A 26,679-nucleotide genomic window follows, 5' to 3' on the forward strand; every position below is an offset into this window, starting at 1 on the left:
AAACCTGGTCGGAGGAGCGCCGCTACCTGAATATGGGCCTTTACTGGGACTGGAAAAAGAAACAGCAGCAGCACGCTGCAACAGCAACCGCCAAGGTAGCCAGTATCCGTTCATGATGAGGCTCATCCAGCTGAGATAATTTACACACAAATTAGGACTTGACCTTCAGCAGATACACCTGGTTTATCAACCGCGACGGGGAGTTTATCGATCGTTAGGCGCTGTTTTTCGGTCACCGCAGGGAGTTTATCGGTCATTGTCGGCGCTTAATCGGTCTTCAGCAGGTACATCCGGTTTATCAACCGCGACAGGGAGTTTATCGACCGCTGCGGAAGTCATGGATCGCCGGAAACGCTCTCCGTCTTTCAAGGGATTGACTGTCTCAGGAAAAGTCGATCATCATCCGGCGGCACAGCAGGAAAATGAGCTAAAGGGATATTCACATAATCAAAAAATAAAGATGGGATTTTTATCAATTCATCTTTAACAGCTTAACGCATCCAAAGAATATTAATAAACATTTTTGAAATTCGCTAAATAACATATGAAATGCCCGAACTGCGGGCAGGCATACCTATTGATGCTGGGTAAACATTTTCCATCATCATTTTTTTGTACCCGTTGTTGTAAAAGCAATATACAATACGCTTATAGCGATAACTATTTGAGCTGCTGCTGATACAGAAATTGTTCTGAAATATGAGCATGCAAACAGTAAAATAGCAACTAGAGTTATCAAAATTCTCAATATGAAATGAAATTTTTTCATCATTAGCCTGCCCAAATCTATTGAAAATGTCTATTACTGATGCCTCTGAGGCTGGCTGTCGCGGGACCAACTGATAGCCAGCAAACGTTCAGACTAAATCCAATGCCGCCTGGTACACTCATGGCAGCTCCTGAAGACGAAACAATCGGAGCTGCAAGTGGGCGTGGAATCTAAATACCCCAAGTGTGATTCCTGAACCCGGATATATTACCCCGGTCGGTTTCACCCATAAAAATCAATGGCTGTTTGTAAAGTGGGTGGATAGATTATTAGAAAAGGCATATGCGTTCGGATTTGAAGCAGGCAACAATTCAACTGTGTTAAGGTTAATGGTTCTTTCTTTATTCTGGATTACTTTTTGATCGTAACATCTTATTAATGAAAAAGCTGTCGGATTATGGGGAAAATCATACATTTTAATCCGTTCATTTTTCTCGCGGTGTCTGGAAGACATCGATATAAGAATAATCTTTTCTTACGAATCATTTCGACAAAGGCCGGCCACGGCCCTTGTCATTCCGGCCCTGAGGCAAGGTTAATTTCCTGGACAATTTCTTTTTTTGAGGCGGAGAATGGGGAGGTACAGTATGATCTGAAAACATGGAGAAAACGGTGTTCGATGATGTAAGTCCGACTTCTAGTGTCCCTTTGAAAAAATTGATCGTTTTTTAGAAATCCTCAAAATCGCAGATTCCATGCGTTTTTTTAGGATTTTAATTTTATAGCGATTGATGTCTTTTTATAACTTTGCCAGCTGAGAACCGGCTGATTGATCGACTTTACAGGTTCTGTGCATCTTCCTTTTCAAGAAAATGCCTGCCGAAAGGAGTGCCGGCCTGAGATTTACCGTCCGTATCTCATAGATAAATCTTTCCTTGTTACCATTGCTCGGAATGGCATTGAACCCGTACTTTGAATCGTCGTCATCTCCTCACAATCTCAAATACTTCACTTTTTTGCCAGCATGGGTTGATTCATCGGCTTTTCCGGCTGCCAGCGTTTTAGAAACGGACAAAAGAGGAACACGGCAAAGGTGATTGCGGCAATCGCGTCAAAGGAAGCGCTGAAGGCCTGCTCCGTGTTTTTGTTTGTTTGACTCTGTACCCAGTTAATAAGATACAGCAGTTCGCTCCGCTGCCGATCGAGTTTCGTATCTAATGCCGCCACAGCCTGCTGATTCATTGCTGCTTTCTGTTGAATGAAATTCTGTGCCGCTGCCTGTTCTTCTGTATTCAGCTGTGTGAGCAGTGTAGAGCGTTTCGCTGAATCAGGCAGACGCTGCAGCGCTTGTTTCCGGTCCTTGAATGTTTGCTCGATCGCCGTCCATTTTAAGGCGGCCTGCCGGTTTATTTCCCGATTTAATTGTTTCGCTTCTTCACTGCGTGTCAGAGTGATTTTCCTGTTAATAGAGCTGCGCAGCTGTGAAATGTTCGAAGAAACCGATCCGGATGTTGAAGCGTTCATTTTTATGGCTTTGATTGTCGATTTTATGGCATTCTTTATCGAGGGCAGGAGGACGGCGTCATGATCGACCTTTTTAATGGCATCATATTTCAGCTGATCAGACGATCCTTGCAGGCTGCCGGTGAGAACGGCAACAATGAGAGCGACGCCGACAATGCCGCCGAGCGTACGTGCCATGTTTGCGAAACCGGAGGCCATGTTAATGTTGCCGCCGGGTACACCCCCGATAATTAAATTCATAATCACCGGCAGATTGATGCCAAATCCGCAGCCGCTCAGCAGCAAGACAGAAATGATCGTCGGATAAGGAGTGTCTGCGGTAAATTGACTCATCAGCAGTGCCGAAATGCCGATAATACAGGTTGCAACGGCCAGCAGGACAGCCGGTGCTATTTTTTTAATCAACCGGCTGCAAATGATTGACAGAATCATTGTGCCGATTGGAAGAGCACTCAGCAAGTACCCTGCATGGAGGATGGAAAGGCCGCGCAGCCGCGTCAGATAGAGCGAACAGATGAACATAATGGCGTTAATGGCAATGCCGATGAGCAGGATGACGCAGTTGCTGCAGCGGAAGGTCCGATTTTTGAATAGGGTAAACGGCAGCATCGGCGCCTGTGATTTCCGCTCGATAATCAGGAAGAGTGTCAGGGCAGCGGCACAGGCAGCCGGCAGAAAAAGCATCGATGGATTTTTCCACCCGTAATCGTTGCCCTTAATCAAGTAAAAGGTGAGCGATGCGATTGCGGCGGACAGGACAAGCATGCCCGGCCAGTCTATTTTCCGGCGGGCCGATGGATTGTAGGATTCACGGACAAAGAAGACGGTAAGCACGAAGGCCAGAAAACCGAATGGAATATTGACGAAAAAGACGTCGTGCCATGATCCGTAATTAGCGAGCAATCCGCCGATCACAGGTCCGCACGCCGAAGCCAGTGCCGAGCAGGCGCCCCAGATTGCAATGATCAATGTCTGCCGCTCTTTCCGGAAAAGCGACAGCAAAATCGGAATGGAAACAGGTACAAGAACGGCCGCACCCGCGCCCTGCAGCAGACGAAAACCGATCAGCCATCCGATATCCGATGAAAACCCGCACAGCAGCGAAGATACCGTAAAAAGGATGATGCCGAGCAGGAATACCCGCTTGCGGCCGAACTGGTCGGCTAGTCGTGCCGCGCTTAGAAGCAGGACAGCGAAAGCCATGTTGTAGGCATTCAGAAGCCAGGAGACGGTTGAAACGGAACTGTTCAGATCGTTCATAATATCCGGCAGTACGATATTAACGACGGTTGTGTCGAGGATGGCCATCACGAAGGCGAGTGTCCCCGCGCCGAATCCAAAGATTTTTTTAACCGAAGAATGCATGATGATTCCTCCTCCAGAAATTGCTTGAACAGATAATTGGCAACACGGTGTTGATTATCTTTGCACAGTTTAAGTATACTGAGTGCAGAGAGAAATACTATCGGCAAACGAAGGTGCCGTGTTGCATAAGCAACAGATAGGGAAAATGTGTCAAACAAGGGGGATTTTTAGATGAAACACGATCGCCGGTTCCTTAAAACAGAACAGCAGATTATCGACGTTTTTATCACGCTGCTGAATGAGAAGGGCTTCAATCAGCTGACTGTCAGAGATATTGCCAATCGTGCAGATATCAATAGGGCTACCTTTTATCAGCATTATTCTGATAAATATGAATTGATCCGGACCTGTGAAGAACGGCTGCTCCGCAGTGCCGATCGTCTGACGCAGCCGATGCTGGAAGTCGATATTCGGGCACTCTATCACAGTGGCCGGCCGCTTCCGGGACTCGAAACGGTTTTAAACTACTACAAGGAGAACAGGATGTTGCTGCTCGGTCTGTTAGAAAGCGGAGAAAAACCATCTGTTCGCGAAAAATTGATGGCCGGAGCACAGAAGCATATAGAGTGCATCGCCGCCAAACAGTTTAGCGGCAAATTGCCTTATCCCATGCATTATATTACGGCCTATTTGCTGTCTGCTCACTTCAGTCTGATGCTTGAATGGTTAAAAAACGGCACCCGGGAACCGGTAGAAGAGATTGCCCGATTGATTACCCGGCTTACGCTCTTCGGCACGATTCATGGGCTGAATTTAGACTAATGGAAGAGTCAGCCGTTGTCCTGCTGTCTGCCGGGCAATTCCCTTCCGTTTGTGAAAAAAGGCCAGGCAGGAATAGCTGTCGTTTATCTGCTGTATTCGTGGGGACCGCCGGCCTTTTCGTCCCCGACAGGCAATGCCGGTTGTTTTGTTGCTTCATGAATTTTCCTAATGTACAATGAGGCATGATAAAGTTGAAGATACGGACAATCATCGCAAATATGTAAAGGCTCTGATTGGACAAGGAGGCTCCTGCCATGTCGAAAGAAGCGGCTCAAACGGGCTCAGAACCAACCGTGCTGTCTGCACTCGAACAGAATTTTCCTATTAAAAAACGCATTTTGATTGATGAGCTGTCGTATAAAATACAGCCGCTCGGGATTAAGCTTTTTATCGGACTTTCAAAGCCTTTCATGAACATGATGCTCAGAGCTTCCGAAAAAAGTGCCGCGCCCGGTTTGTGGGGCGGGCTTTTGTGCCGGAAACGCTATATTGACGAAAAACTGCTTGACTCAATCAGTCAAGTGGAGCAGATTGTAAATTTGGGAGCGGGTCTTGATACCCGCCTGTTCAGATTGGATAAAACAAATGATTTGCCAGTCTGGGAACTGGATCAGGCCGAAAATATTCAAAAGAAGCGGAGGGCTTTCACCCGTGCTTTAAATCAAATTCCGCCCAACATAAAACTTATTGCAATTGATTTTGATCGGGAAAGCATTATGGACGCCTTGACCGAAAACGGCTTCGAACCTGAAAAAAAGACTTTCTTTATATGGGAGGCTGTCACGCAATATTTGACAAAAGAAGGAATTGATGCTGCTTTCTCATTTCTTTCAAGGGCAAAATCCGGCAGTTTGATCACGTTTACATATATTCATCAGGATTTTATTGACGGGAAAAATTTGTTCGGCTGGAAAAGCGGATATAAACGCTTTGTGGAGCGTAAAATTTTTATCTATGGAATGAGGCCGGAGAATGTAAGCAATTTTTTATCCGGCTATGGCTATAAGCTGATTGAAGATCCGGATTACAGCCAAATGGCTGATCGCTACATAAGACCGACTGGCCGCAAATTAACCGTGTCAAAACTTGAGCACATGGTATTTGCCGAAAAGATTTAATCAGTGTATAAAGTTTTTTCACGTTCTCTGCCGCGGCTTAGACTGCCGCGATAGACTCCTTTCAACGGCTGCGGGACGATCGGCCCGAATGAGCGAAGCGTGGATTGATACGGCGAAGCGCCATCCGCCGGCCCGGATGCATCATAGTGGATGACCGACAAGCGCCATCCGCCGGCCCGGATGCATCATAGTGGATGACCGACAAGCGCCATCCGCCGGCCCGGATGCATCATAGTGGATGACCGCCAAGCGCCATCCGCCGGCCCGGATGCTTCATAGTGGATGACCGACAAGCGCCATCCGCCGGCCCGGATGCTTCATAGTGGATGACCGACAAGCGCCATCCGCCGGCCCGGATGCATCATAGTGGATGACCGACAAGCGCCATCCGCCGGCCCGGATGCATCATAGTGGATGACCGACAAGCGCCATCCGCCGGCCCGGATGCATCATAGTGGATGACCGACAAGCGCCATCCGCTGGCCCGGATCAATCATCGCGGCTGACTGACAAGCGCACTTTACCGTCCTGAATGAGTAAGGAAGATAATCATTTAATATAATGACAGCCAAACAAGATTTAAAGGAACACTGCTGCCTCTTTGGGCTTGCGGGGCATTTTAAAATCCAATTGTTTTTAAACGGGACGTGCATGGTATCATATTCTTGTTTTCAATTTTTTTTGAGCTTACACTAAAGATGTTCAAATAGAACTGACGAAAAGGGGTACCATTATGGCAATCAGAATTGGAATCAACGGATTTGGAAGAATCGGGCGACTCGCCTATCGCCGTATCCAGGAAGTCGGCAAAGAGCTGGAGGTCGTTGCCGTCAATGATTTGACAAGCCCGAAAGTGCTGGCCCATCTCCTGCAGCATGATACGACGTTCAGACGGTTTCCCGGTGAAGTAAAAGCGACGGAAGATTCCATTGTCGTGGACGGAAAACCGATTCGGGTCTATGCGGAACGCAATGCGGAGAATATCCCGTGGGCCGCTGAAAAAGTGGATATTGTCATCGAATCGACAGGATTTTATACTTCTGAAGCTAAGGCCAGCGCCCACCTGAAAGCAGGTGCCAAAAAGGTCCTGATCTCCGCGCCGGCCGGAAACATGAAGACAATTGTTTACAGTGTCAATGATGATACACTCACGGCGGATGATAAGATTATTTCGGTGGCATCTTGTACCACCAATTGCCTGGCACCTATGGCTAAGGCCATTAACGACAGCTTCGGTATCCGGCTCGGGACCATGACAACGATTCATGCCTATACCGGTACGCAAATGCTTGTGGACGGACCGCGCGGAAATAATTTACGGGCTGCAAGAGCTGCGGCCGTTAATATCATTCCTCACACGACTGGCGCTGCCAAAGCGATCGGTCTTGTCATTCCGGAATTAAACGGCAGACTTCAGGGACATGCGCAGCGGGTTCCCGTTATTGACGGCTCAGTCACTGAACTGGTCAGTGTCCTTTCCAAACATGTCACTGCAGAAGCAATCAATGCGGCTGTCAAAGAAGCCACTGCGGGCAATGAATCCTTTGGCTTTACTGAAGAAGAAATCGTGTCTACGGACATTATCGGCACTGACTTCGGCTCCGTCTTCGATGCAACGCAGACAGAAGTCAGTACCTATGGAGACCTGCAGCTTGTCAAGACAGTGGCCTGGTACGACAATGAACATGGTTTCACGTCTCAAATGATTCGAACGCTGAAAAAGTATGCCAGTCTGTAATGGCCCCTTCACAATGAATCTTCATATCGGAATGAGCATGCTGCAAAATTAAATAAAAATGGGCCAGCAATAAGAGGCTCTGAGGGCACTGCCGGCACAAGCGCCGGCCGGTGCCCTTTTAATTCTAAAATCTTTTTCGGATACCATTTCTATCCGGGATTACCGGGAAATGATAGCAAGGTGTCTGTAAATCCGCGCCAATAAAGGATTTCCGGTTAAGCGTCTCTGCTTCGTGCTGTTGCTGAAAAAAGCCTTAACATTAGGCTTTTCCATGACCTTAATATAAAAACACGGGAATGCAGGTTTTATTTTCCCAACTGCCGGCGCAAGGATAAATTGATAACTTTTTTGATTGCCGAATTGTGGGCATTGAACAAATGCATATTATGATAATCCGGAACGGCATGCTCGTTCCCGCACAACGTTCTTCGATCATTTGCCTGATTCCGGTTCACACATTGAGTAAAAACATCTCCAATGAATCTGGAAAAGTTCGGGCGCTGCATCATTTTTTTCTTGAAAGATTTTCAGATTTCAAAACGCAAATCCCTCACTATTATAAACCGGCCTGTATCAAGACACTGTGCATTGCTATTTCAAGTCGATATGATCACGATTGTGTTTGGCAGGATACGATGAATTTCAGGTCTCCAATACTCCTGCCCTGATCCTCTGTCCGCCGTGAAAAGGTCTTTTGCTTTCAGAACGGAGAATTACAGAAGCCATTGAACGTCTGGAGGGGCTGACCGCCATGTCATCACGATTGTCCGCGTACGCTTCTTAAGCGGATTTTACGGTCCCGCCCGACGATAAATGCAAGAGCAGTCAGCAGGACGGCACAGATAAAAAGAAGAATTTTTGCCGCTTGCCAGCTGCCGGATAAATCATGAATGTAGCCGGTGATTACCGGAGAAACGGCGGCCATGAGATAGCCGACAGATTGCGCCATTCCGGAAAGTTTAATACTTTCTTCTGCCGTATTTGTCCGCAAATTGAAGAGAGAAATGGCGAAACTGAAGGAAGCGCCGCTGCTGAGCCCGATCAGAATCGACCAAAGAAGTATCCAGTGCCCGCTGAGCAGGCCGCCGAAAGCAATCACATATAACACGCCGGTTGACACAGCAAGCTTTGTCTGTCCTTCTGATCGGGCTGCCAGAATCGGCGCCAGAAAAGAAGTCGGCAGGGAAATAAGCTGAATCACCAGCAGCAGCAATCCGCCCTGGCTCATTGACAGTCCCTGTTCGTTCAGCATGGAGGGAAGCCAGGCCAGCACGGTATAAAAAAGGATTGATTGAGTGCCCATATAGAAGGTCACGAACCAGGCCAGACCGGATCTCCAGATCGAGCCCGCCGGTTTTTCGTCTCCTTTTTCCTGTACAGATTCTCCGGATCGACCAATTTCCTCGCGCAGGAGAGGGAAGAGGGCAATGAGAGCCAGTACGGACAGCAGACACCACATCAGCAGACTTCCCTTCCAGCCCAAATGTCCGCCTTCGGCAAGCGGCAGGCTGAAACCGGAGCTGAGCCCGGCCCAAAGTGCCATCGAAACGAGATAGACTCCGGTCATTAAGCCGGTGCGCTGCCGAAACCGATGCTGAATAAAACTCGGAAGGATCACATTGCCTGCTGCGATAGCGATTCCGACAACTGCTGTCCCGGCCAGCAAACCGAAAATGCCCGGCACTAAAGAACGAACGAAAATGCCTGCAGTCAGCCCGGCCATGCTGAGGAACAGCGTGCGGATCATTCCCCATTTTCGGACAGCTGCGGGTATGACCGGTGCAATAAATGCGAAAGCAAGCATAGGCAGCGAAGTCAGCAATCCGCCAAGCGTTCCGCTTAGTCCGGTGTCCTTCTGGATTAAATCGATCAGAGCGCCGACAGCGGTAAAGGGTGCCCGGAGGCAGGCCGATACGAGTAAAATAACTAAAAGAAAAAGAATCCATTTTTTCTGACGTTGTTTTTTTACCATGCTGAAATTTCACCTTCCTCCGGCAATTATTTTATTTTCGCGCAAAGAATGCACGCCTATAATGTCTGAAGCGGCCGTCCCCCCGACTGCATAAAACCAAAATCTGAATTCGTGATGCTGGACTTTGGCACGGTTTCGGGCCAGCTCCTGGCTCGAAACAGCCGGCGGCACCGCGCCGTGCTGCCGTGCTTGCCTCACTCGAGCTGCTGCCCGGGTTAGCAATCAAGAGGTTCGCGGCCTTTTCTGTCATTGCGTTTTTCATCTGCGACTCTTATCCCTATTTGTAATAATATATTGTATCACAAGTTTTGCAACTCGCAGATTCGTTTAGTATTATGGGGCCGGTAACACTCGATCCTGCGCAGATTGGAATCCATATTAAAGAAAGGAAGATCGCGTCGATCATAGGTATCGGTCTTGCTCATTAATTCCTTCTCTTCTCAGAATTTTGCCGGTGCCATCATTTCATTAAGGAAAACAAAACCCCCAATGCCCCCTGGAACCGGACGTCTGGGGTGGGAAAATGCTCTGAATTTCTGCGGCAGAAAGGAGTTGGAATTTGATCATACGCGATACGATACGTCTTCTCGATTTCTCCGGTCAGCGAAACGAAATCTCTGTTTAATGATTTGGAAAGCGACAGATCATGAAGAAGCTTCCGCGGGTCCCCTTGATACGTTTCTGGAAACAACAGTTTGACCGGCGGCAGCCATTGCCTCTTTTTCCGCCGCGGCTCCATCCTCGAAGCTTTTCCACATATCGGGCCTGGCAGCTTCCGCCGCATGATGGCGCCGCAGGCAAAAAATAACCGACAGCCGCGCAGACGGTATACGCCTAGATATTGTCATAGGCCGGTCCCTGACAGCGGGCCGGGCGCCGATAAAGCACCTTTGATCGGCCAGTGTTCGTTTCTCGTAAAGCTGGATGCTCCCCGTGGTGCACGATTTTGAGCCGCGGCCGGTAGCGGCATACTTCCCGGAGACCGGCAGTCAATCAGTGGCTGTGTGCCCAAATGGTCTGAATCAGATCCTTGCAGTTTTATCATGAAGAACATCTTCATCAATCGTTTAAAGTATATAAACTTCCGGTTAATCAGGCGGTTTATGGAAACAATAAGTAAATAATGAGACCAGCGGTAAAGGATGATTATGTGATTTACATATATAATGATTTTGGTGGAACGCACACGACAGCATTAGCAGCGGCTTATCATCTAAAGCTCATACCTGGAGGTCGCAAATTAACCAAAAAAGAAATTTTAGCGGTGCCATACTTCAACAAGCTAAACTCATCGGACATGGGTAAGTTTATTTTTCACGGAATTGACGATGATGGGAATCCCGTTTATACGGTTGGACGCGGTGCTTCAAAACACATGATAACGGCTTTTAACAATCTAAGTTTATTGTTACATGAAAAATATAATGGCAATGAAAAAATTGTTTTTTCCAATACATCGCCGACTGTGCCTTTTGCCATGACAATAGGCGGATTATTTTCCCGATGGCTGAAAATAGATTTTATCGGAGTGCCGTTTTTAGTGCTTGGGGCAAAACAATGTTATCGGAATGTGATTCGGCTTGTTGATTACACCAAGAAATCCGGTCATGCCACAGAGGAAAAGGTACAAGTATTATACAATGATTCGTTTAAATAATTGAATTACCGATCACGGGTCTTTTTGCTTTGCGGCAAAAATCAGGCGGACAATCCCCGGAAAGTGACAATGATATGCTTTGGGACATTTCTATCGCTCAAAGGGGATATTAAAAACGTTTTAAATGCTCATACCAAAGTAAAAGGCGCCGGTACACAAGGTGAGCCAATGTTTAAAAATATCGTGAAATACATTCGGAATCAAAAGACCGGGGGCTGACTTTCAGAAACCCGGCCCTTATAAACGATGATGCAAAGTGATTTTACATTCTGAAAATTTTTTTGCTTTTATAGCTCTGCCGGTTATAAGACCGGTCGTTGAACCGGACTTTATTTCTTAATGAAATGTGGCGGAACTTTTAGGTTTAATAAAAAACCCGTCATTAACGGCCATATTTTTTTTAATCGCGCGGCTCCCCAAAATAGGAGCCTGTTTTTTTATCGCATCAGTCTGTCCAGCTCAGTTTCCTCCTGCGTGCGGCAACTGCTTCCGATTTTGGCATGGCCGTTGTTTGGACCCATTTTGCCAGCCGCGCCAGCCGCTATTCCTATTAATGATAAACTTTTTATGTTTTTATACTGATAAATTCCGGTCAGGCGGTTCCGCGGTGTCCGAAGTTATTAAGCTCATTTTCTATAAAACTATACTCGCGAATCCGTCATTCCGTTCTCTGACAGAGGACGAATAAATCCCTGCAATAATGCCCGCTTTTTGTGGAATGCCTGCAAACACATGTTGGAGAGAAAAGATATATTTTCTGTGCGTAGGCCCTATTTATCAATCATCAGTACGCTCTGCATCCGGTTCATCATCAGCACAATCCGATCGTCTTCCCCGTGGATCAGCGTCCAGGTAATAAATGTCATGGCATTGGCCACATAAAGGCCGGCCAGATAATCGGCGGGAACGTGTACGTGTTCGTTCAGCCGCTGATCCATGATTAATTTCAAAATCTGTCTGTGCAGGATCGTCCGGAATGCGGCGCTTAAGTCCGCATGTTCTTCGTGGACATCCAGGAGGCGGATAATCGCTTGCCGGTTCGTCTCCAGGTGGCCGGCCAGCTGCTGCATCACTCCGGTAATATCTTTTTCATGCATTCGTTCATTGATGTACTTTTCAAAATCGTCGGCAAAGCGTACGACCATCTCTTCGAGCAGAGCATATTTATCCGAATAATGCCGGTAAAAAGTACTGCGGCCGATCAGCGATTCATCGCATAGCTGCTGTACAGTAACTTCTTTAAAAGATTCACTTCTCAATAAAGCAATCAGTGTATCGGCCAGTAATCGTTTTGTTTTAATGACACGCAGATCCGAATCGTTCACGCGTCCGCCTCCCGCCGCCATTTTCGATCAATTTGTCGCTTATGGTATTCATTGTACTGCTGTTGTGCCATATGTGCCATTTGCCGGATTTTTAACTCTGGCTTGCCTGCCGATATCGGGTAATAATAGTCAGTGCAAAGGGGGAATTCAGCGATGTTTCAAACTTATTTGGAGAATGAACAGTTCAATTTTCAGATGAATCGATTTCTTGAGCCCTATTATGAGGATAGCGCGATTCAAGAAACCGTCCGCCGGGCGGCGGCTCAAATCGTTGATACGGAAAGTTGGTACGAAACGTGGACAGCACTTGCCGGACAGGCCGATTCTGATCACCGGTACGGTCTGGCTGCTTCTTATTATCAACTGGCTGATTTTTACTTGAGTGAGGATGATCCTCGGAAACGGGCGGTGTACGGAGAATTCAGGGCGAATTTTTATCAGACGGTCGACCGTTCCGAACTTGAATTTTCTGCGGTTCCTTATGAAGGAAAGGCATTGCCGTGTGTGCGGGTCAGCCGGCACGGTGCAGAGAAAACACTGCTGTTCCACGGTGGATTTGATTCGCGGCTTGAAGAACTGATCAGTTTCTCAAAGCAGCTGGATGCCCTGAAAGAGTATAATTTTATTATGTTTGAAGGGCCGGGACAGGGTGAAGCAGTCCGGGCCGGACTCGCCCTGACGCCGCAATGGGAGAAACCGGTGCGCGCCGTACTGGACTATTATCGCCTGGAACGTGCCGATCTGCTCGGCATGTCGCTCGGCGGCTACCTGTGCCTGCGGGCGGCCGCCTTTGAACCGCGCATTGAAAGCGTCGTCGCTTATGATATCATGTACAGCGCGTTTGACTCCCTGACAATGAAGATGGATGCGTCCGGCAAACAATTGCTCGGCGGCATCAATACGGAAGCCGGAGCGGTTCTGATCGATAAAATATTTACAAAAAAAGCGGAGACAGACGTCGATTTAGCGTTTAAACTGAAAAAGACATATGATATCACGCATACAGACCAGCCGTCGGAAATGATAAAGGCCGTCATGCAGTATACTCTCGACGGAATTGAAGATCGGATTACTCAGGATGTGCTGCTGCTTGCCGGCACGCACGATCAGTTTGTCCCGTTTGAGCGTTATAGCCTTCTCAAGCAGCGTCTGGTCAATGCGCATTCAGTGACCGGCGAAGTATTTGATGAACGTACGGGCGGCGAGCAGCATTGCCAGATCGGCAGGAAACAGCTGGCTTATGATGCAATTATCCGCTTCCTGCAGAGAAAATAAGAAAATCCAATGTTAGTGTTTGCTGACTGTAGTTAAAGGAGGGGGGACAGATTCATGAAACCGATACAGCCAATGATATTAATAAGGATGGAAAATGCACTGCTTTTGGTGCTGACTTTGTACGGCTATTTTTCTGTTTTTCATTATTCATGGGTCTGGTTCCTGATTTTTCTTTTAGTTCCGGATATCAGCGGGATTGGCTATTTGATTAATCCTGCAGTCGGAGCCTATTGTTACAATGCCATCCACGTGCTGTTTCTTCCGGTGCTTCTTGCGCTGCTTGGCCTTTTTCTGACGGATGCGGTTTTGATCGGACTGGGCTTCATCTGGTTGAGTCATATTTTTCTTGATCGGACAATCGGTTTCGGTCTGAAATATACGGACGATGCCCGGCATACCTATGGATGAAGAATGAAGCGGGACTGAGGATAAACTGTTTTTCATGTAAATTGTTAATCCATCAATCAATGAAATATGGGACGGCTTCGCAAAAGATCTGCGGCGGGCTCCCGAGTGCGGCCGCCTGATGCAGAATGATCTGAAACTCAATAGCACACGATAGGCAAAGCAGCACCCTGTCCGGCATAGAAGGGCGCTGCTTTATCGTTTGTATGGGAATCGGAAATCCGGCTGGAAAAAGAAACGTGCGCCAAAAGTAATATATTGCGTTTATTCATTGATTTACAAAAAATTGATTCCGGACAAAAAAGTCCTTTTCTGATAATGAATCAGCAGCGTCGGACGATGTATAAAATCGGTAAGAATGAAGAAAGAAACCGAAAAGATATAGAATGGAGAAACTTTTTAGTTATGTTGACTCAGCCGGGTCCAATTTGGATTTCGGTGCGAATTTCCAACGATCCAGAACGAGTTTCCGGCGATTCGGAGCGGCTGTTCTGTATTTCGGTGCGACGGTCTCATGATTCGGTGCGTCTCAAACCGAATTAGGTGCGACTGCTCTGGTTCGGTGCGAGTTCAGCCCGATTCGGAGCGGCTGTTCTGTATTTCGGCGCGACAGTCTCATGATTCGGTGCGTCTCAAACCGAATTAGGTGCGACTGCTCTGGTTCGGTGCGAGTTCAGCCCGATTCGGAGCGGCTGTTCTGTATTTCGGCGCGACAGTCTCATGATTCGGTGCGTCTCAAACCGAATTAGGTGCGACTGCTCTATTTCGGTGCGCGTTCAGCCCGATTCGGAGCGGCTGTTCTGTATTTCGGTGCGACAGTCTCATGATTCGGTGCGTCTCAAACCGAATTAGGTGCGACTGCTCTGGTTCGGTGCGAGTTCAGCCCGATTCGGAGCGACTGTTCTGTATTTCGGCGCGACAGTCTCATGATTCGGTGCGCCTCAAACCGAATTAGGTGCGACTGCTCTGGTTCGGTGCGAGTTCAGCCCGATTCGGAGCGGCTGTTCTGTATTTCGGCGCGACAGTCTCATGATTCGGTGCGTCTCAAACCGAATTAGGTGCGACTGCTCTGGTTCGGTGCGAGTTCAGCCCGATTCGGAGCGGCTGTTCTGTATTTCGGCGCGACAGTCTCATGATTCGGTGCGTCTCAAACCGAATTAGGTGCGACTGCTCTGGTTCGGTGCGAGTTCAGCCCGATTCGGTGCGTCTTTCCCATGATGGGGTTCAGCTTTCTACACTTGGTCGAGCTGTTGCACAGGTTCCGTTTATCACGCAGTCGTTCATGAGCGTAAAAGGCTTTTCTATAATCAATCTGTTCATCAGCCGTGTCAGTAAATGGCTGCATGCGTAAACAGCTTTTTTTAATTGACCGCTTATTTTAACAAAAAACTGCTGATTCGTGCCGGCAAACATTTTTATCTGTAGATATCATCTATCGACTTTTCGGCCTTCCCGCTTGTTTTCTTCGCGGTAACAAGGAGCAGAACGGCGAACTCTACGTCTTTTAGACGATAAGATTTTATTGTAGCAGCAGCCCATGGTTAATCCGGGACGTTTGGTTCTGATCAGATTGTGCTGAAGCTGATCGAAAGTTTCTTCACACCGGACTGATGAAAAAAGGAATTTTCTCAGCCACAGAACAGCGGTGCCGCATCCTGCAGACTAGGCCCGTCCTCCGCAGAAAGCTTCGTCTGCGCCGGAGGCCTGGGGAAGCCAGGTTTTCTAGCGGCTGCTCATCAGTTAAAATTTCTGGCGCAACAGGCTTCTGATTGTTCTCCCGTATTTTCCGCGAAGGGCGACAATGAAAAGGACGACACCGATCGGAAGCAGCGCAGCATACTGTATCAGGTGAAGCAGCAGGCCTGCCGACAGTGCCGCACTCTCGCCGATTCCCAGCCCCGCAAGGCCGATTATGACTCCGTATTCAAAAAGGCCGACAGCGCCTGGCGAGGCAGGTATGAGGTTGACAATGTTTGTTGCGGCGAAAACGGCAAACGACATACGTAAGGACGGAATAAGGTGGAATCCGCATGCGACAAGTCCCAGCCATGTTGCCAGAAGGAAAAGAACCCACGATAAAATGACCCAATACATCATTTTCAGCATGCCGACATTTAGAAATTCATTAAAATAACTGCGGAATAAAGGTACAAAATAAATAACGGCCAGAGATAAGACAATGAAGAGGATACATAAAAAGAAAAGAATCCATAATGCCCTGACTAATCTGTGATCCCTAAAACCGGAAAAGGGGACGGCAAGCAGCGATAACATTATAATGGCAATAAAATCCGCCAAACTCGGTATGATCACCAATTTTGTCCGGCGCAGCGGACTGTAATCGCCCGGGAAAAAAGCGAAGCGTAATCCGTCACCGATATGCAGCGGCAGGACCATGTTGGCAGCGTGTCCGATCCCGACGATTTGGAAAGCGGTCATGCGATTAATGTTCGGGTCGATACCCAGAGTATAGCCCAGACTGCGCGCATAATTGGAAAATATGTTGATGACAACCGAAACAAAGGCAAGAAACCAATTGATTTTTATATCCAATAAATGGTTCAGATCCAGGCGGCCGAGTGCTCTGAATGTATAATCAATAATCAAAATAGTGACAACAATACCTACTATTAATTTGAGCTTTGTCTTTGTTGACATTCAACTGCTCCCTGGTGAAACCTTGTTTTTGCGATGGATGGATCGGTTCGAAACAACTGGCTTTAATTTTCATCTCTAGTATTGATTATAGTACACAAAGCGAAAGCTTATGAAAAAAAGATTACGGCGAGAGACGTCCTGAGCGGGACGTTTCTGCCTCTGCTCACAGTCTTTCAATTGTTTTTATAACATCAGAAAAATTATCTAATGATCTGCCGGAAAATCAGATAAGTTGCCGTCGATCATCCGGTACGGCTCAGCCGGAGATGTGCCGGGACCGACAAAAGCGGCAGGAACATCGTGGATTCGATTCATACGACACGGGGCAAAAAGGAGAAGCCGCACGCTCAGGCGATTGGGCGATCACGCGATTCATTGTTTTCTTTCGCTGTTTGAATGAGTAATTTAGTGATATCGCGGGCAGCTTCCGGTTTTCTGAACCGATACTGATTTTTAGAGATTTGAATCAGCTTTTCGCCATCGTTTTCCAATAGTGATGTCATCGTGTCCGGAAGTTTTCCGATGTCCGGGCAATAGACGCCTAAATGGTGTTTTAGCACGAACTGAGGATTTTTCTCTTCCTGTCCCCTCAGTGCCCCGGTTATGATGACGGGTTTGCACAGATTGACCGCTTCCATTAATACGTTGGGGCTTGCCCGCAGGATCAGGATATCGGCTTCCATCATCCGCTCTTTGACTTCTTTGATAAATCCGTAGATCGTCACTCTGTTTCCAATGTACTTTGACAAATATTTCTCCATGAATTTTTTTAAAGCCGTGTTATGGCCGGCAATAATCGTTACGCGGATGTTTTCATATTTTAACAACGTATTGGCTATTTTCAGCACCTGAGTCGATCCCTGACTGCCGCTGATCAGAAGAACGGAAACATATTCTTTGTTTTTACGATGCCAGTGAGGTTCAGGAAGATTTAGGTCACAGAAGGCACTGCGGACCGGAAAACCAGTCAGATACAAATGATCTTCGGCAATGCCTTCTTTCAGCATACTTTGTTTCACCTCTTCGGAGGGGCAGATGATATATTTTGCATCTTTATCCACCCAGAGATTTGTGACATTGTCCAGATCGGCAATCAATGAGATCACCGGTATATCCAAATCAGCCCGCTTTAAAACTTTTATGATCGAACCGACAAAAATGTCATGGTCGGATACGATTAAATCAGGATGAAAAGCCTGGATCTGCTCCAATAGAGATTTTCTGATGTTCTGGGCAACGGCCTGATTGACAAGTGCTTTAAACGGATTGCTCAGCCGATAGAAAAATCCCCACAAGGCGGGAATTTCAACCGCTAAAAAGTCGTAAATGCGGCTGGGAAAACGGAGAAGCCAGTTGCCAAGCTTAAATCCGTCAATGACTGTAAACTGCATATCCGGGGAAAGGAGCACAAGTTGTTCGATCAGCGCTTTTGTGATACTTTTATGTCCGCCGCCTGTTTTTTCCGATGAAATAAACAGAATCTTAGTCACAGCAAACTTCTCCTTTATATATCCTGGATGGAATCATTTTTTATCATTCTTTTGTTCTTTTTGTTGGCAAGGATATTTAGAATCCTGGGCCGGTTATAACGCTGTATGATGATGTACGGGAGATTTAATACGACAGCTAAAGAAATCATTAAGACGGACATGCCGGTGCCGTTCCATATTATAAAAATAAACGAGCTGATAATAATGCACCAGTGGGCAAGTTCGGCACGGCAGGTCTCTAAAACAAATCTGTATAAATAATCAGGACTGTATTGCCTTATTTTCTTTTTTGGAAAAAGGAACGCTAAAAAATCGCTGAGTTCCGGCAATAGGTTCTTCCACTTTTTCACGCCCAGACAGCCCTGATAGACAGCCCCGTTTTTTTCCCAGTTTCTTTCTCTGAAAAGCCAGCTGTCATAATGAAATAGGGAAATGGGGAGCGCTATCGAAATAACCGTATTTATAACAGAGATGATCAAGAAAACAAATAAATTATTGAAAAGTGTTATGAATTTCACAACGTTCGTTTCTCTTTTCTATAATAGAGATCGTAAAATAAAATGCAAGAAAGGGAAAAGACAGAACCCCCCGGTTTATTTCCGGACAATAGGGGCGCCCGCAACAAAGGGAGATTCCTGAATGACGACCGTTTTACCGCGGAACAGGGTGCTGTTTGCTGCTTCCGGCCGGCTGACGCTTTTCCGGCACTGAACTTAGATGGGCTCTGCAACAGATGTAACTATTCTACACTATTTCGCTGTTTTTTTATCTGATTCTGCCACCCCCGTTTCATCCTGGCTCCAAAATATTATTTTTTTCTATCAAAATCAATATAACATGCTGCACGAAACATTCTCAAATCGGCCGCCGACAGCTGCCTGTTGCCCTGCTTGCGGCTGCCGTGAGGATAAACGCATCGGCAGGAACCCAGTTGGAGCTTCCGGTTGAACAGTGGAGCCTATGATCATTACATGTGAATGAATGCTGCAATTGCCGGATCTGACAGCGTGGGGAAACGATTGCCGACGGCTCATTTAAAAGCTTCTGCTTATTAATTATTGCAATTTATCGATTAAAAAAAAAGAGATAAATTGCAAAATATTTGAAGACAGGTGCTGCGCGCCTGTCCGGAGAGCTTCAGTCAGGTTCGCCGGTACAGGCCGCTGCTGGCTTTGGATTGCGGACGTGGTGTATCATGTATTTATCGTTTGCGCAGGGGGTATGTCGCCATGTGGGATTTAACGACCGGCAGTCCGATAAAAAAAATCATTATTTTTACGATTCCGCTGTTTATCGGCAATTTGTTTCAGCAGCTGTACAACGTCGCCGATACACTGATTGTCGGAAGGACCATCAGTGTGCACGCGCTTGCCGCGGTCGGCGCCACGGACAGCCTGTTTGCTCTGGTCATCGGTTTTGCTCAGGGGATGACCGCCGGTCTGACGATTATTACCGCACAGCGGTACGGCGCGCACGATTATAAGGGCGTGAAAAAGAGCTTCGCCGTCAATTTGCTCATCAGCCTGGCCGTTTCTGTTCTCCTGACCGTGCTGGGGGTGATTTTCACACGGCCGATCCTGGTGCTGATGAGAACGCCTGCCGATATCATTGACGATGCGCAGAAATTCATTGTCGTTTGCTTCTGGGGAATCACGGCAACGGTGCTCTACAACCTTTTCAACAACACGCTGAGGGCACTCGGCGACAGCCGTGTGCCGCTGATTTTTCTGGCTCTCGCCTGTGTGGTTAATATTCTATTCGACTTCATTTTCATCATTTATTGCCGGCTGGGAGTAGCGGGAGCCGGCCTTGCTTCGGTCGTTGCACAAGGGTTTTCCGCTGTTTTGTGCCTTATTTACATAAAACGTTATGTGCCGATACTCGTCCTCTCCAGGCGCGCATTTTCTTATAACCGCGGTCAGATCAGTCAGCATCTGCAACTCGGGCTGCCGATGGGTTTTCAGACTTCCGTGATCTCGATCGGCGCGGTGATTGTCCAGATTATGCTGAATACACTCGGATCGGATGCAGTCGCTGCCTATACGGCTGCGGGCCGGATTGATTTTCTCGCCACCCAGCTGACCCTTTCCTTCGGGATCACGATGGCAACATTTGCCGCACAGAATTTCGGTGCGCGCCGCTATGACCGTATCCGCAAAGGGGTCCGGCAAACGATGGGGTTCTCCTGCGCATTAAGTGTCCTGATGGGAGCGCTGATGATCCTTTTCGGTGTACCGCTGTGCCGGCTTTTTGTCGGTGCCCGGCAGCCGGTTGTGACACAGCTTGCACAGATCTACTTCTTATGCAATAGCAGCATGTACACGCTGCTCTCACTGCTGTTCATTATCCGTTATACACTGCAGGGCCTCGGCCGCAGTCTGGCTCCGACACTCGCCGGCTTTGTCGAGCTGCTGATGCGGTCGGTCGCCGGTATTTTTCTGGTCAGGGAATGGGGCTTTACAGGAGCGAGCATGGCCAACCCGCTTGCCTGGCTGGGTGCACTGCTCGTATTGATCGGCCCCTATATAAAGATGAATCGAGTACTTAAAGCATCCGGAGAAAAGGCAGAGCGGTCCGGCCGAAACGATCCTGAGCCTGGGAAATCGGCAACCGCATCCGAAACAACGTAATTCATAGGTTTTTGCCCGTTTTGCTGCCGGAGCCGGTAAGAACGGCACAATGCAGATGGAAAATAATTGAAACCGGTCTTTACGGTTTTTTTGTCTGAGTAATCCCCCGAATATGGACCATAATACGTACAAGAAAGGGGAAATCGCCAAATGACAAATACCGTATCTGATCAGGCCAGCGCAATATCGGAAAAAATGCTCGAACGCTATTCAAATCGAATTTATGAGAAGACGAAGAACACGCCTCAAAAAAATGCGATCATGTCCAAAGGAATTTTTGCGGTTGCTCAAAGAAATGAATCGGTTGTCGCCATGAATCCGGTTTTTTCGGATGAACTGAAAACAGAAAAAGCGGCCAACCAAAAACAGAGCGGCCGATGCTGGATTTTTGCGGCACTGAATACATTCCGCCGCAAAATGAACGCACGATTCAATCTGAAGGATTTTGAACTATCGCAGAGTTATATCATGTTCTGGGATAAGCTGGAGAAATCCAACTATTTTCTGGAAAGCATTCTCAAGACTCTGGACGAACCTCTGAACGGAAGGCTTCTTTCCTGGCTGCTGACAGCCCCTCAGCAAGACGGCGGCCAGTGGGACATGCTCGTTGCCTTGATCCGGAAATACGGGATTGTTCCGAAACAAATCATGCCGGAAACCTATCAAAGCAGCCGGTCAAAGGACCTGAACGCCGTGCTGGACGAGAAGCTGAGAGAATGTGCGTTTCGGCTGAGATCTCTCCATAAAACGGCCGATCCGGCCGAAGATCTGAGAAGCGTTAAAGAAAAAATGATTGGAGACATTTATACCATTCTTGCCTATTCATTGGGCGAACCCCCGCGGCAATTTACTTTTGAATACAGAGATGAAAAAAATAATTTTCACAGGGACAGCGATCTGACCCCTCAGGATTTCTTCACCAAGTACATCGGTATTCATTTAGAGGACTATGTCAGCATTATTAATGCGCCGACTGAGGATAAGTATTTCGGAAAAACTTATACGGTCCAGTATCTCGGCAATGTGATCGGCGGCCAGCCGATCCGTTATCTGAATGTTGAAATGGAAACGCTGAAGCAACTGGCTGTCAGCCAGCTCCAGGATCAGGAACCGGTTTGGTTCGGAAGTGACGTCGTTCGTTATTCGGATCGCAAAGAAGGGATTCTGGATACGGAACTGTATGATTTTACGTCAACTTTCGGCATTCCGTTTGCTTTAAACAAATCGGAACGACTGGATTACATGGAAAGCCGGCTGACACACGCCATGGTCCTGACCGGAGTCAATCTGATCAACGGCAGGCCGAACCGATGGAAAGTGGAAAACAGCTGGGGCGAGGACTCCGGCTATAAAGGCTATTTTGTGATGAGTGATCGCTGGATGGATGAGTACACGTATCAAGTGGTCATTAATAAGAAATATCTTTCCAAAGAACTGCGGGCAGCTCTTGATCAAACACCGATTGAATTGAAACCGTGGGATCCTATGGGTTCATTGGCTTTAATGAGATGAAGCCGCCGGGCGGCGCACACTCAGACTGAAATTTTTTTCCGTGGCGGCCGTCAAATATTGGATAAATAATTGCTTTTGCCCCCCGGATATGCTATCTTCTTAAAAAGAATGGATAGGCGATGCCGTTTGTCGTTAAATGCTGCGTACTGCAGTTGATGACGTCTGTCTTAAAGCCTGGAAAGAAGGCGGTTTTAGGGCAGATCTTTTTATTTTTAAGGAAGAAAAGATTCCGTCGAGGCACGGAGAACTTCGAAGCGATCGGGCACTCCGGCAATTCCTGATTCCAAGAAAGAGACGAATAAAAAATGTTCATTGATTTTCTCATGGTCGCCATAGGCGCTTCTTTCGGCGCCCTGGCCCGTGTCTTACTCTCGAACTGGATTAAAAGAAAATGGATCCATACTTTTCCGCTGGCAACATTTGTTGTCAATATGTCAGGCGCCTTATTCCTTGGCTTCGTGACGGGCTTAGGCCCCGATCCTCGTCTTGCACTTCTTTTGGGAACGGGATTCATCGGCACATACACTACATTTTCAACGTTTAATCTTGAAAATATTGAGCTGGTCCGCAGAAAGAAAAGTAAAGCATTTATCATGTACATTGCCGGTTCTTATTCTCTCGGCATTTTAGCGATTGGTCTCGGCCTGCTCCTCGGGACTGCGCTGCGGGCAAATTTCGCAGCGGCATTTGTTTTCTTCTTTTCGGCAATAGCAATATGATCACGCAAATAATAAAAACAAAGCGGAATGGCACGGCACAAGCGGCGTACCAACTTAGAAAAAGCGGATTTCGATGCCGGATAGTAACACCCTGTAACGGAAAATGGGGGTATCCCCTCAACTTATGTATCCAATCGGAACCGCGGCACAAAAACGCCGGCGATCGTTCGCTGCTTCATCCTTTTTTCGGGGTGAAAAACTCTTGACGGGGCGGTACTCCGCCGGAATAGGGCGAATCGCGGCCATTCTAGGGCGATCGCTCGCTGTTTCATCCTTTTTTCGGGGTGAAAAACTCTTGACGGGGCGATACTCCGCCGGAATAGGGCGAATCGCGGCCATTTTAGGGCGATCGCTCGCTGTTTCAGGGCGCTTCATCCTTTTTTCGGGGTGAAAAACTTTGACGGGGCGATACTCCGCCGGAATAGGGTGAATCGCAGCCATTTTAGGGCGATAGCTGATTGTTTCAGGCCGATTAGTAAATTTTTCGGGACGAGGCCGGTACTGGGCCGGCCGCCTGGCTGTATCGATCGGATTTCAGTCCGTTATTGACCATGCAGGCAATTTAGCAGTTATCGGTCGTTACGTCCGAGTTATCGACCGTTAGTAGCTGTTTATCGGTCGTCGCCAGCGCTTAATCGGTCTTCAGCAGATATGTCCGGTTTATTAACCGCGCCGGGAAGTTTATCGACCATCGCGAAAGTTTATGGATTGCGGAACGCTCTCCGTCTTTTGATTGGCGATCTCAGGAAAAGTCGATCATCGTCTCACGGCCCGGCAGGAGAATGAACGAACCGCACCTGAAAAGGAGCTGCCGGTTCCTGCTTCATCACAAGGGCGTCCCGTCGACTGTGTTTCGACTGCGGGACGCCCTCTTTAACGGTGAAAATGACCGACATCTATTCATAAAATCATAAAAAAGCTTTAAATGCTCATACTAAAGTGAAAAACAGCCGGAACGTTAGGGTGAGCAAATGTTTAAAATTATCAAAAACTACTTCCGAAATCAAAAAACAAAGCAAAAGGCCGGATCTGCAAGACCGGTTTACGCAGATACAACTTATCCGTTAAGCAAGTCTTTAGACAGGAATACTTCCGAGCTGAAAAAAGTGTTTGGAGACAGTGACGATTTAATTTTCAGAGAGTTTTACTTTGGCGTAAGAAAACAGATAAAAGCGCTCGTCTTCTTTATTGACGGCCTGGGCGATCAAAAATTGATACTTGACAGCATCGTCAAATCATTAATGGTGGATATTCATATCATCGATGCGGAAGGCAGACGGATCGAAGGAAGAGATCAGTTCAATGAAATTAAAAAACATCTGCTTACGATTAACAATGCCGAAGAAGTCCATGATTTTAACGAGGCCGTCGAGAGCGTACTGTCCGGCAATACCTGTCTGCTGATTGACGGGAGTGATGCCGGGCTTTCGATCAGCACGAGGGGCGGCGAAAGAAGAGCGGTCGAAGAGGCATCCAATGAGATTGTCATCCGCGGCTCGCACGAAGCGTTTGTAGAGACTCTTCGGACCAATACGTCGATGCTGCGGCGGATCATTAAGAATCCCAATCTGACATTCGAGCCCCTTGTGCTGGGGAAACAGACACATACCGACATCTGTATTGCCTACATTCGAGGCATAGCCAACAATCGGATCGTCGAAGAGGTCAGAAGACGTTTACATCGTATTGACATTGATTCGGTGATGGAATCCGGCTACATTGAACAGTTGATTGAAGACAGTGTTTTTTCGCCTTTTGCGACTATCGGCAACAGCGAAAGGCCGGATAAGGTCGCCGCCAAACTGCTTGAGGGCAGGGTTGCGATTCTATGCAGCGGGACGCCGGTGGTACTCACCGTTCCGTATCTGCTGATTGAGGCTTTTCAGGTTCCCGACGACTACTACTCGCGGGTGTTCAACGCCAACATTACACGGCTCGTCCGCTTTGTCGGATTTGCCATTACTTTAACGTTGCCGGCTTTGTATGTTGCCGTCACAACTTTTCACCAGGAAATGATTCCAACCATCCTTCTGGTTAAGCTGACGGCCGCCCGGGAGGGTATTCCTTTTCCGGTGATCATTGAAGCTCTGATCAGTGAGACAATCTTTCTGCTGATCAGAGAATCGGGTATCCGGATGCCCCGGGCGGCCGGGACGGCGGTAACGATCGTGGGCACGCTGGTGATGGGGGATGCGGCCGTGACTGCCGGTATCATCAGTGCTCCGATGGTCATTATTACGGCTCTGTCAGGGCTTGCCGGCATGATGCTTCCGGCAATATATAATGCGATCGTTCTTTTCAGATATTTTCTGATTCTTTTGGGCGGATCTTTCGGCTTATACGGAGTGGTGATCGGATTAATCTGTCTCCTCGCTCATCTCTGCTCGCTCAGAAGTTTCGGGACTCCCTTTATGACGCCCTTTGCTCCGGTATTCTGGAATGAACTGAGGGACGATACATTCTTAAGGCTTCCTACATGGATGATGAAGCGGCGGCCGCAGTCGATCACCTGGAAACGCTCCGAACGCCAGGCTGATCTCCAGAAGCCCGGCCCGCGCAGAAAATGAGGAGGGGAAGCCTTTGTTTAAAAAAACAGGTGCAGCCGTTCTAATAACTGTTTTTGCGTTATTGACTCTGACCGGGTGCTGGGACAAAAGGGAACTGAATGAGTTGGCCATTGTCATGGCGATGGGAGTCGATAAGGACGTTCAGACCGGGGAGATACATTTAGCGATTCAGGTTATCCGGCCGAGCGCGCTGAACAGGCCGCAGGGAGGCAGTCAGGAATCGCCTTATGACGTCGTCGTATCCTCGGGCAGGACTATGTTTGATGCGATCAAAGAAGCCAATAAGAAACTGGACAGAAAGTTCTTTTTTTCTCACCTGAAGGTCATCGTTGTGGGGGAGAAAGAGGCGCGCGCCGGAATTAGCGATCTTCTGGATTATATCTCCAGAACACACCAAATAAGACATACGACTTGGCTTATTGTGACACGGGATGAAATCAGCAGGGTGGTCGAAGTTAAACATGGAATTGAAACGGTTCAGGCCTCCTATATGGACGGGATTATTAAAACGCAGAATGCAAATTTAAACGTGACGGTGACGGATACCATCGGGTTTATCAATAAGATGTCGGGCGAAGGATCGAACCCTGTGGCCGGGGTATTTGCCACTCAGAGTGAAAGAAGCATTGCCGCGCCGGATAATCGGCCCGAATGGAAACAGGGGCTGATCTTTTCCGGGACGGCCGTTTTTAAAAAGGATAAGTTAGTCGGGTATTTAAATAATGGAGACACAAGAGGGCTGAATTATTTAGTCAATGCGAAGAAGAGCGGCTGTATTTATGTTCCCTCGCTTACAGAAAAAAATAAATATACGGGCATTGAACTGAAAAAAGCCGACGTGCAAATAAACCCGGTTATCTCAAAAGGAAAAACAACGTTCAATATTCAGATTAAAGCGGAAGGGAATATTTCGGAAGTCAATGATGCCACCGACGTTTCAGATCAGAAAAAGCTGGAGATGATCAACCGCGAGTTCAAGGCATCTATTCGAAGAGACGTCCGATCGGTGTTATTCAAAGCGCAGAAAGTTTATAAAAGCGATATTGTCGGCTTCGGCCGCGCCTATGAAGAAAAATATCCCTCGCGCTGGAAGCGGGTGAAGGATCAATGGACGGCCTACTTTCCCGATGAGCCTTTCAGCATTCAAGTTGAAACCGAAATAAAACAGACAGGCCTGCAGCTGGCTCCTTTAGAGGGAAAATAAGACTTCAGCTTCCTCAGGGACACGTCACCTTAGTGCAAGCCGTGTCCTC

Annotated in this window: 18 protein-coding genes; 12 read left to right on the forward strand and 6 right to left on the reverse strand. The window is 47.7% G+C overall.

Annotated elements, in window-relative coordinates:
- Positions 1-256 precede the first annotated feature (256 nt).
- Positions 257-487 (forward strand): hypothetical protein, encoded by a 231-nt coding sequence (locus tag OYT88_RS19035; RefSeq protein WP_274401947.1) that lies wholly within the window; start codon positions 257-259, stop codon positions 485-487.
- Positions 488-1,717: 1,230 nt separating this feature from the next.
- Here OYT88_RS19035 and OYT88_RS19040 read toward each other — a convergent pair.
- Positions 1,718-3,598: an MFS transporter gene (locus tag OYT88_RS19040; RefSeq protein ID WP_274401948.1), complete on the reverse strand. Its 1,881-nt coding sequence runs from the start codon at positions 3,596-3,598 to the stop codon at positions 1,718-1,720.
- A 171-nt stretch (positions 3,599-3,769) separates the two neighbouring features.
- Here OYT88_RS19040 and OYT88_RS19045 point away from each other — a divergent pair, with 171 nt between their 5' ends.
- The 3 genes from OYT88_RS19045 to gap all read left to right on the forward strand — a co-directional run bounded on the left by OYT88_RS19045 (position 3,770) and on the right by gap (position 7,216).
- Entirely contained in the window at positions 3,770-4,360 is a 591-nt protein-coding gene (locus OYT88_RS19045) for a TetR/AcrR family transcriptional regulator (protein ID WP_274401949.1), read from the forward strand.
- A gap of 254 nt (positions 4,361-4,614) precedes the next feature.
- Positions 4,615-5,478: a class I SAM-dependent methyltransferase gene (locus tag OYT88_RS19050; RefSeq protein ID WP_274401950.1), complete on the forward strand. Its 864-nt coding sequence runs from the start codon at positions 4,615-4,617 to the stop codon at positions 5,476-5,478.
- Between the two features lie 733 nt (positions 5,479-6,211).
- On the forward strand, positions 6,212-7,216 hold the full coding sequence (gene gap, locus OYT88_RS19055; protein WP_274401951.1) for a type I glyceraldehyde-3-phosphate dehydrogenase: 1,005 nt from the start codon (positions 6,212-6,214) through the stop codon (positions 7,214-7,216).
- Between the two features lie 757 nt (positions 7,217-7,973).
- On the opposite strand, the gene OYT88_RS19060 is transcribed toward gap, so the two are convergent.
- The gene (locus OYT88_RS19060; protein ID WP_274401952.1) at positions 7,974-9,188 is read right to left on the reverse strand and encodes a CynX/NimT family MFS transporter; all 1,215 of its coding nucleotides are present in this window, start codon (positions 9,186-9,188) and stop codon (positions 7,974-7,976) included.
- 1,150 nt (positions 9,189-10,338) lie between these two features.
- Between OYT88_RS19060 and OYT88_RS19065 the strand changes: the two genes are divergently transcribed.
- Entirely contained in the window at positions 10,339-10,845 is a 507-nt protein-coding gene (locus OYT88_RS19065; protein WP_274401990.1) for a DUF3189 family protein, read from the forward strand.
- 770 nt (positions 10,846-11,615) lie between these two features.
- On the opposite strand, the gene OYT88_RS19070 is transcribed toward OYT88_RS19065, so the two are convergent.
- Positions 11,616-12,170, reverse strand: coding sequence for a TetR/AcrR family transcriptional regulator (locus tag OYT88_RS19070; RefSeq protein ID WP_274401953.1), 555 nt, complete (start codon positions 12,168-12,170; stop codon positions 11,616-11,618).
- A gap of 153 nt (positions 12,171-12,323) precedes the next feature.
- On the opposite strand from OYT88_RS19070, the gene OYT88_RS19075 reads away from it, so the two are divergent.
- Both OYT88_RS19075 and OYT88_RS19080 read left to right on the forward strand, forming a co-directional pair.
- Entirely contained in the window at positions 12,324-13,445 is a 1,122-nt protein-coding gene (locus OYT88_RS19075) for an alpha/beta fold hydrolase (protein ID WP_274401954.1), read from the forward strand.
- Positions 13,446-13,499: 54 nt separating this feature from the next.
- Positions 13,500-13,853, forward strand: coding sequence for a DUF4260 family protein (locus OYT88_RS19080; protein ID WP_274401955.1), 354 nt, complete (start codon positions 13,500-13,502; stop codon positions 13,851-13,853).
- Positions 13,854-15,590: 1,737 nt separating this feature from the next.
- Here OYT88_RS19080 and OYT88_RS19085 read toward each other — a convergent pair.
- The 3 genes from OYT88_RS19085 to OYT88_RS19095 form a co-directional block, all read right to left on the reverse strand.
- Entirely contained in the window at positions 15,591-16,508 is a 918-nt protein-coding gene (locus tag OYT88_RS19085; RefSeq protein WP_274401956.1) for a lysylphosphatidylglycerol synthase domain-containing protein, read from the reverse strand.
- 347 nt (positions 16,509-16,855) lie between these two features.
- Positions 16,856-17,998, reverse strand: coding sequence for an MGDG synthase family glycosyltransferase (locus OYT88_RS19090; protein ID WP_274401957.1), 1,143 nt, complete (start codon positions 17,996-17,998; stop codon positions 16,856-16,858).
- Between the two features lie 14 nt (positions 17,999-18,012).
- On the reverse strand, positions 18,013-18,516 hold the full coding sequence (locus OYT88_RS19095; protein WP_274401958.1) for a glycosyl-4,4'-diaponeurosporenoate acyltransferase CrtO family protein: 504 nt from the start codon (positions 18,514-18,516) through the stop codon (positions 18,013-18,015).
- Positions 18,517-19,227: 711 nt separating this feature from the next.
- Between OYT88_RS19095 and OYT88_RS19100 the strand changes: the two genes are divergently transcribed.
- The 5 genes from OYT88_RS19100 (at position 19,228) to OYT88_RS19120 (ending at position 26,630) form a co-directional block, all read left to right on the forward strand.
- The gene (locus OYT88_RS19100; protein WP_274401959.1) at positions 19,228-20,628 is read left to right on the forward strand and encodes an MATE family efflux transporter; all 1,401 of its coding nucleotides are present in this window, start codon (positions 19,228-19,230) and stop codon (positions 20,626-20,628) included.
- Between the two features lie 150 nt (positions 20,629-20,778).
- Positions 20,779-22,140: a C1 family peptidase gene (locus OYT88_RS19105; protein ID WP_274401960.1), complete on the forward strand. Its 1,362-nt coding sequence runs from the start codon at positions 20,779-20,781 to the stop codon at positions 22,138-22,140.
- 305 nt (positions 22,141-22,445) lie between these two features.
- Positions 22,446-22,859, forward strand: coding sequence for a fluoride efflux transporter CrcB (gene crcB, locus OYT88_RS19110; RefSeq protein ID WP_274401961.1), 414 nt, complete (start codon positions 22,446-22,448; stop codon positions 22,857-22,859).
- 971 nt (positions 22,860-23,830) lie between these two features.
- A complete protein-coding gene (locus OYT88_RS19115) occupies positions 23,831-25,426 on the forward strand; it encodes a spore germination protein (protein WP_274401962.1) in 1,596 nt (531 codons plus the stop codon).
- Between the two features lie 13 nt (positions 25,427-25,439).
- Positions 25,440-26,630 carry a Ger(x)C family spore germination protein gene (locus tag OYT88_RS19120; RefSeq protein WP_274401963.1) on the forward strand — a complete coding sequence of 397 codons (1,191 nt, stop codon included), beginning with the start codon at positions 25,440-25,442 and terminating at the stop codon, positions 26,628-26,630.
- Positions 26,631-26,679: the final 49 nt, after the last annotated feature.

This window comes from Sporolactobacillus sp. CQH2019 (assembly GCF_028765345.1).
Lineage (GTDB): Bacteria > Bacillota > Bacilli > Bacillales > Sporolactobacillaceae > Sporolactobacillus.

Coding starts and splice junctions, on each gene's coding strand:
- gap (WP_274401951.1), top strand. CDS start 6,212: ATGGCAATCAGAATTGGAATCAACGGATTTGGAAGAATCGGGCGACTC.
- OYT88_RS19080 (WP_274401955.1), top strand. CDS start 13,500: ATGAAACCGATACAGCCAATGATATTAATAAGGATGGAAAATGCACTG.
- OYT88_RS19100 (WP_274401959.1), top strand. CDS start 19,228: ATGTGGGATTTAACGACCGGCAGTCCGATAAAAAAAATCATTATTTTT.
- OYT88_RS19050 (WP_274401950.1), top strand. CDS start 4,615: ATGTCGAAAGAAGCGGCTCAAACGGGCTCAGAACCAACCGTGCTGTCT.
- OYT88_RS19040 (WP_274401948.1), bottom strand. CDS start 3,598: ATGCATTCTTCGGTTAAAAAAATCTTTGGATTCGGCGCGGGGACACTC.
- OYT88_RS19085 (WP_274401956.1), bottom strand. CDS start 16,508: ATGTCAACAAAGACAAAGCTCAAATTAATAGTAGGTATTGTTGTCACT.
- OYT88_RS19075 (WP_274401954.1), top strand. CDS start 12,324: ATGTTTCAAACTTATTTGGAGAATGAACAGTTCAATTTTCAGATGAAT.
- OYT88_RS19115 (WP_274401962.1), top strand. CDS start 23,831: ATGTTTAAAATTATCAAAAACTACTTCCGAAATCAAAAAACAAAGCAA.
- OYT88_RS19045 (WP_274401949.1), top strand. CDS start 3,770: ATGAAACACGATCGCCGGTTCCTTAAAACAGAACAGCAGATTATCGAC.
- OYT88_RS19105 (WP_274401960.1), top strand. CDS start 20,779: ATGACAAATACCGTATCTGATCAGGCCAGCGCAATATCGGAAAAAATG.
- crcB (WP_274401961.1), top strand. CDS start 22,446: ATGTTCATTGATTTTCTCATGGTCGCCATAGGCGCTTCTTTCGGCGCC.
- OYT88_RS19060 (WP_274401952.1), bottom strand. CDS start 9,188: ATGGTAAAAAAACAACGTCAGAAAAAATGGATTCTTTTTCTTTTAGTT.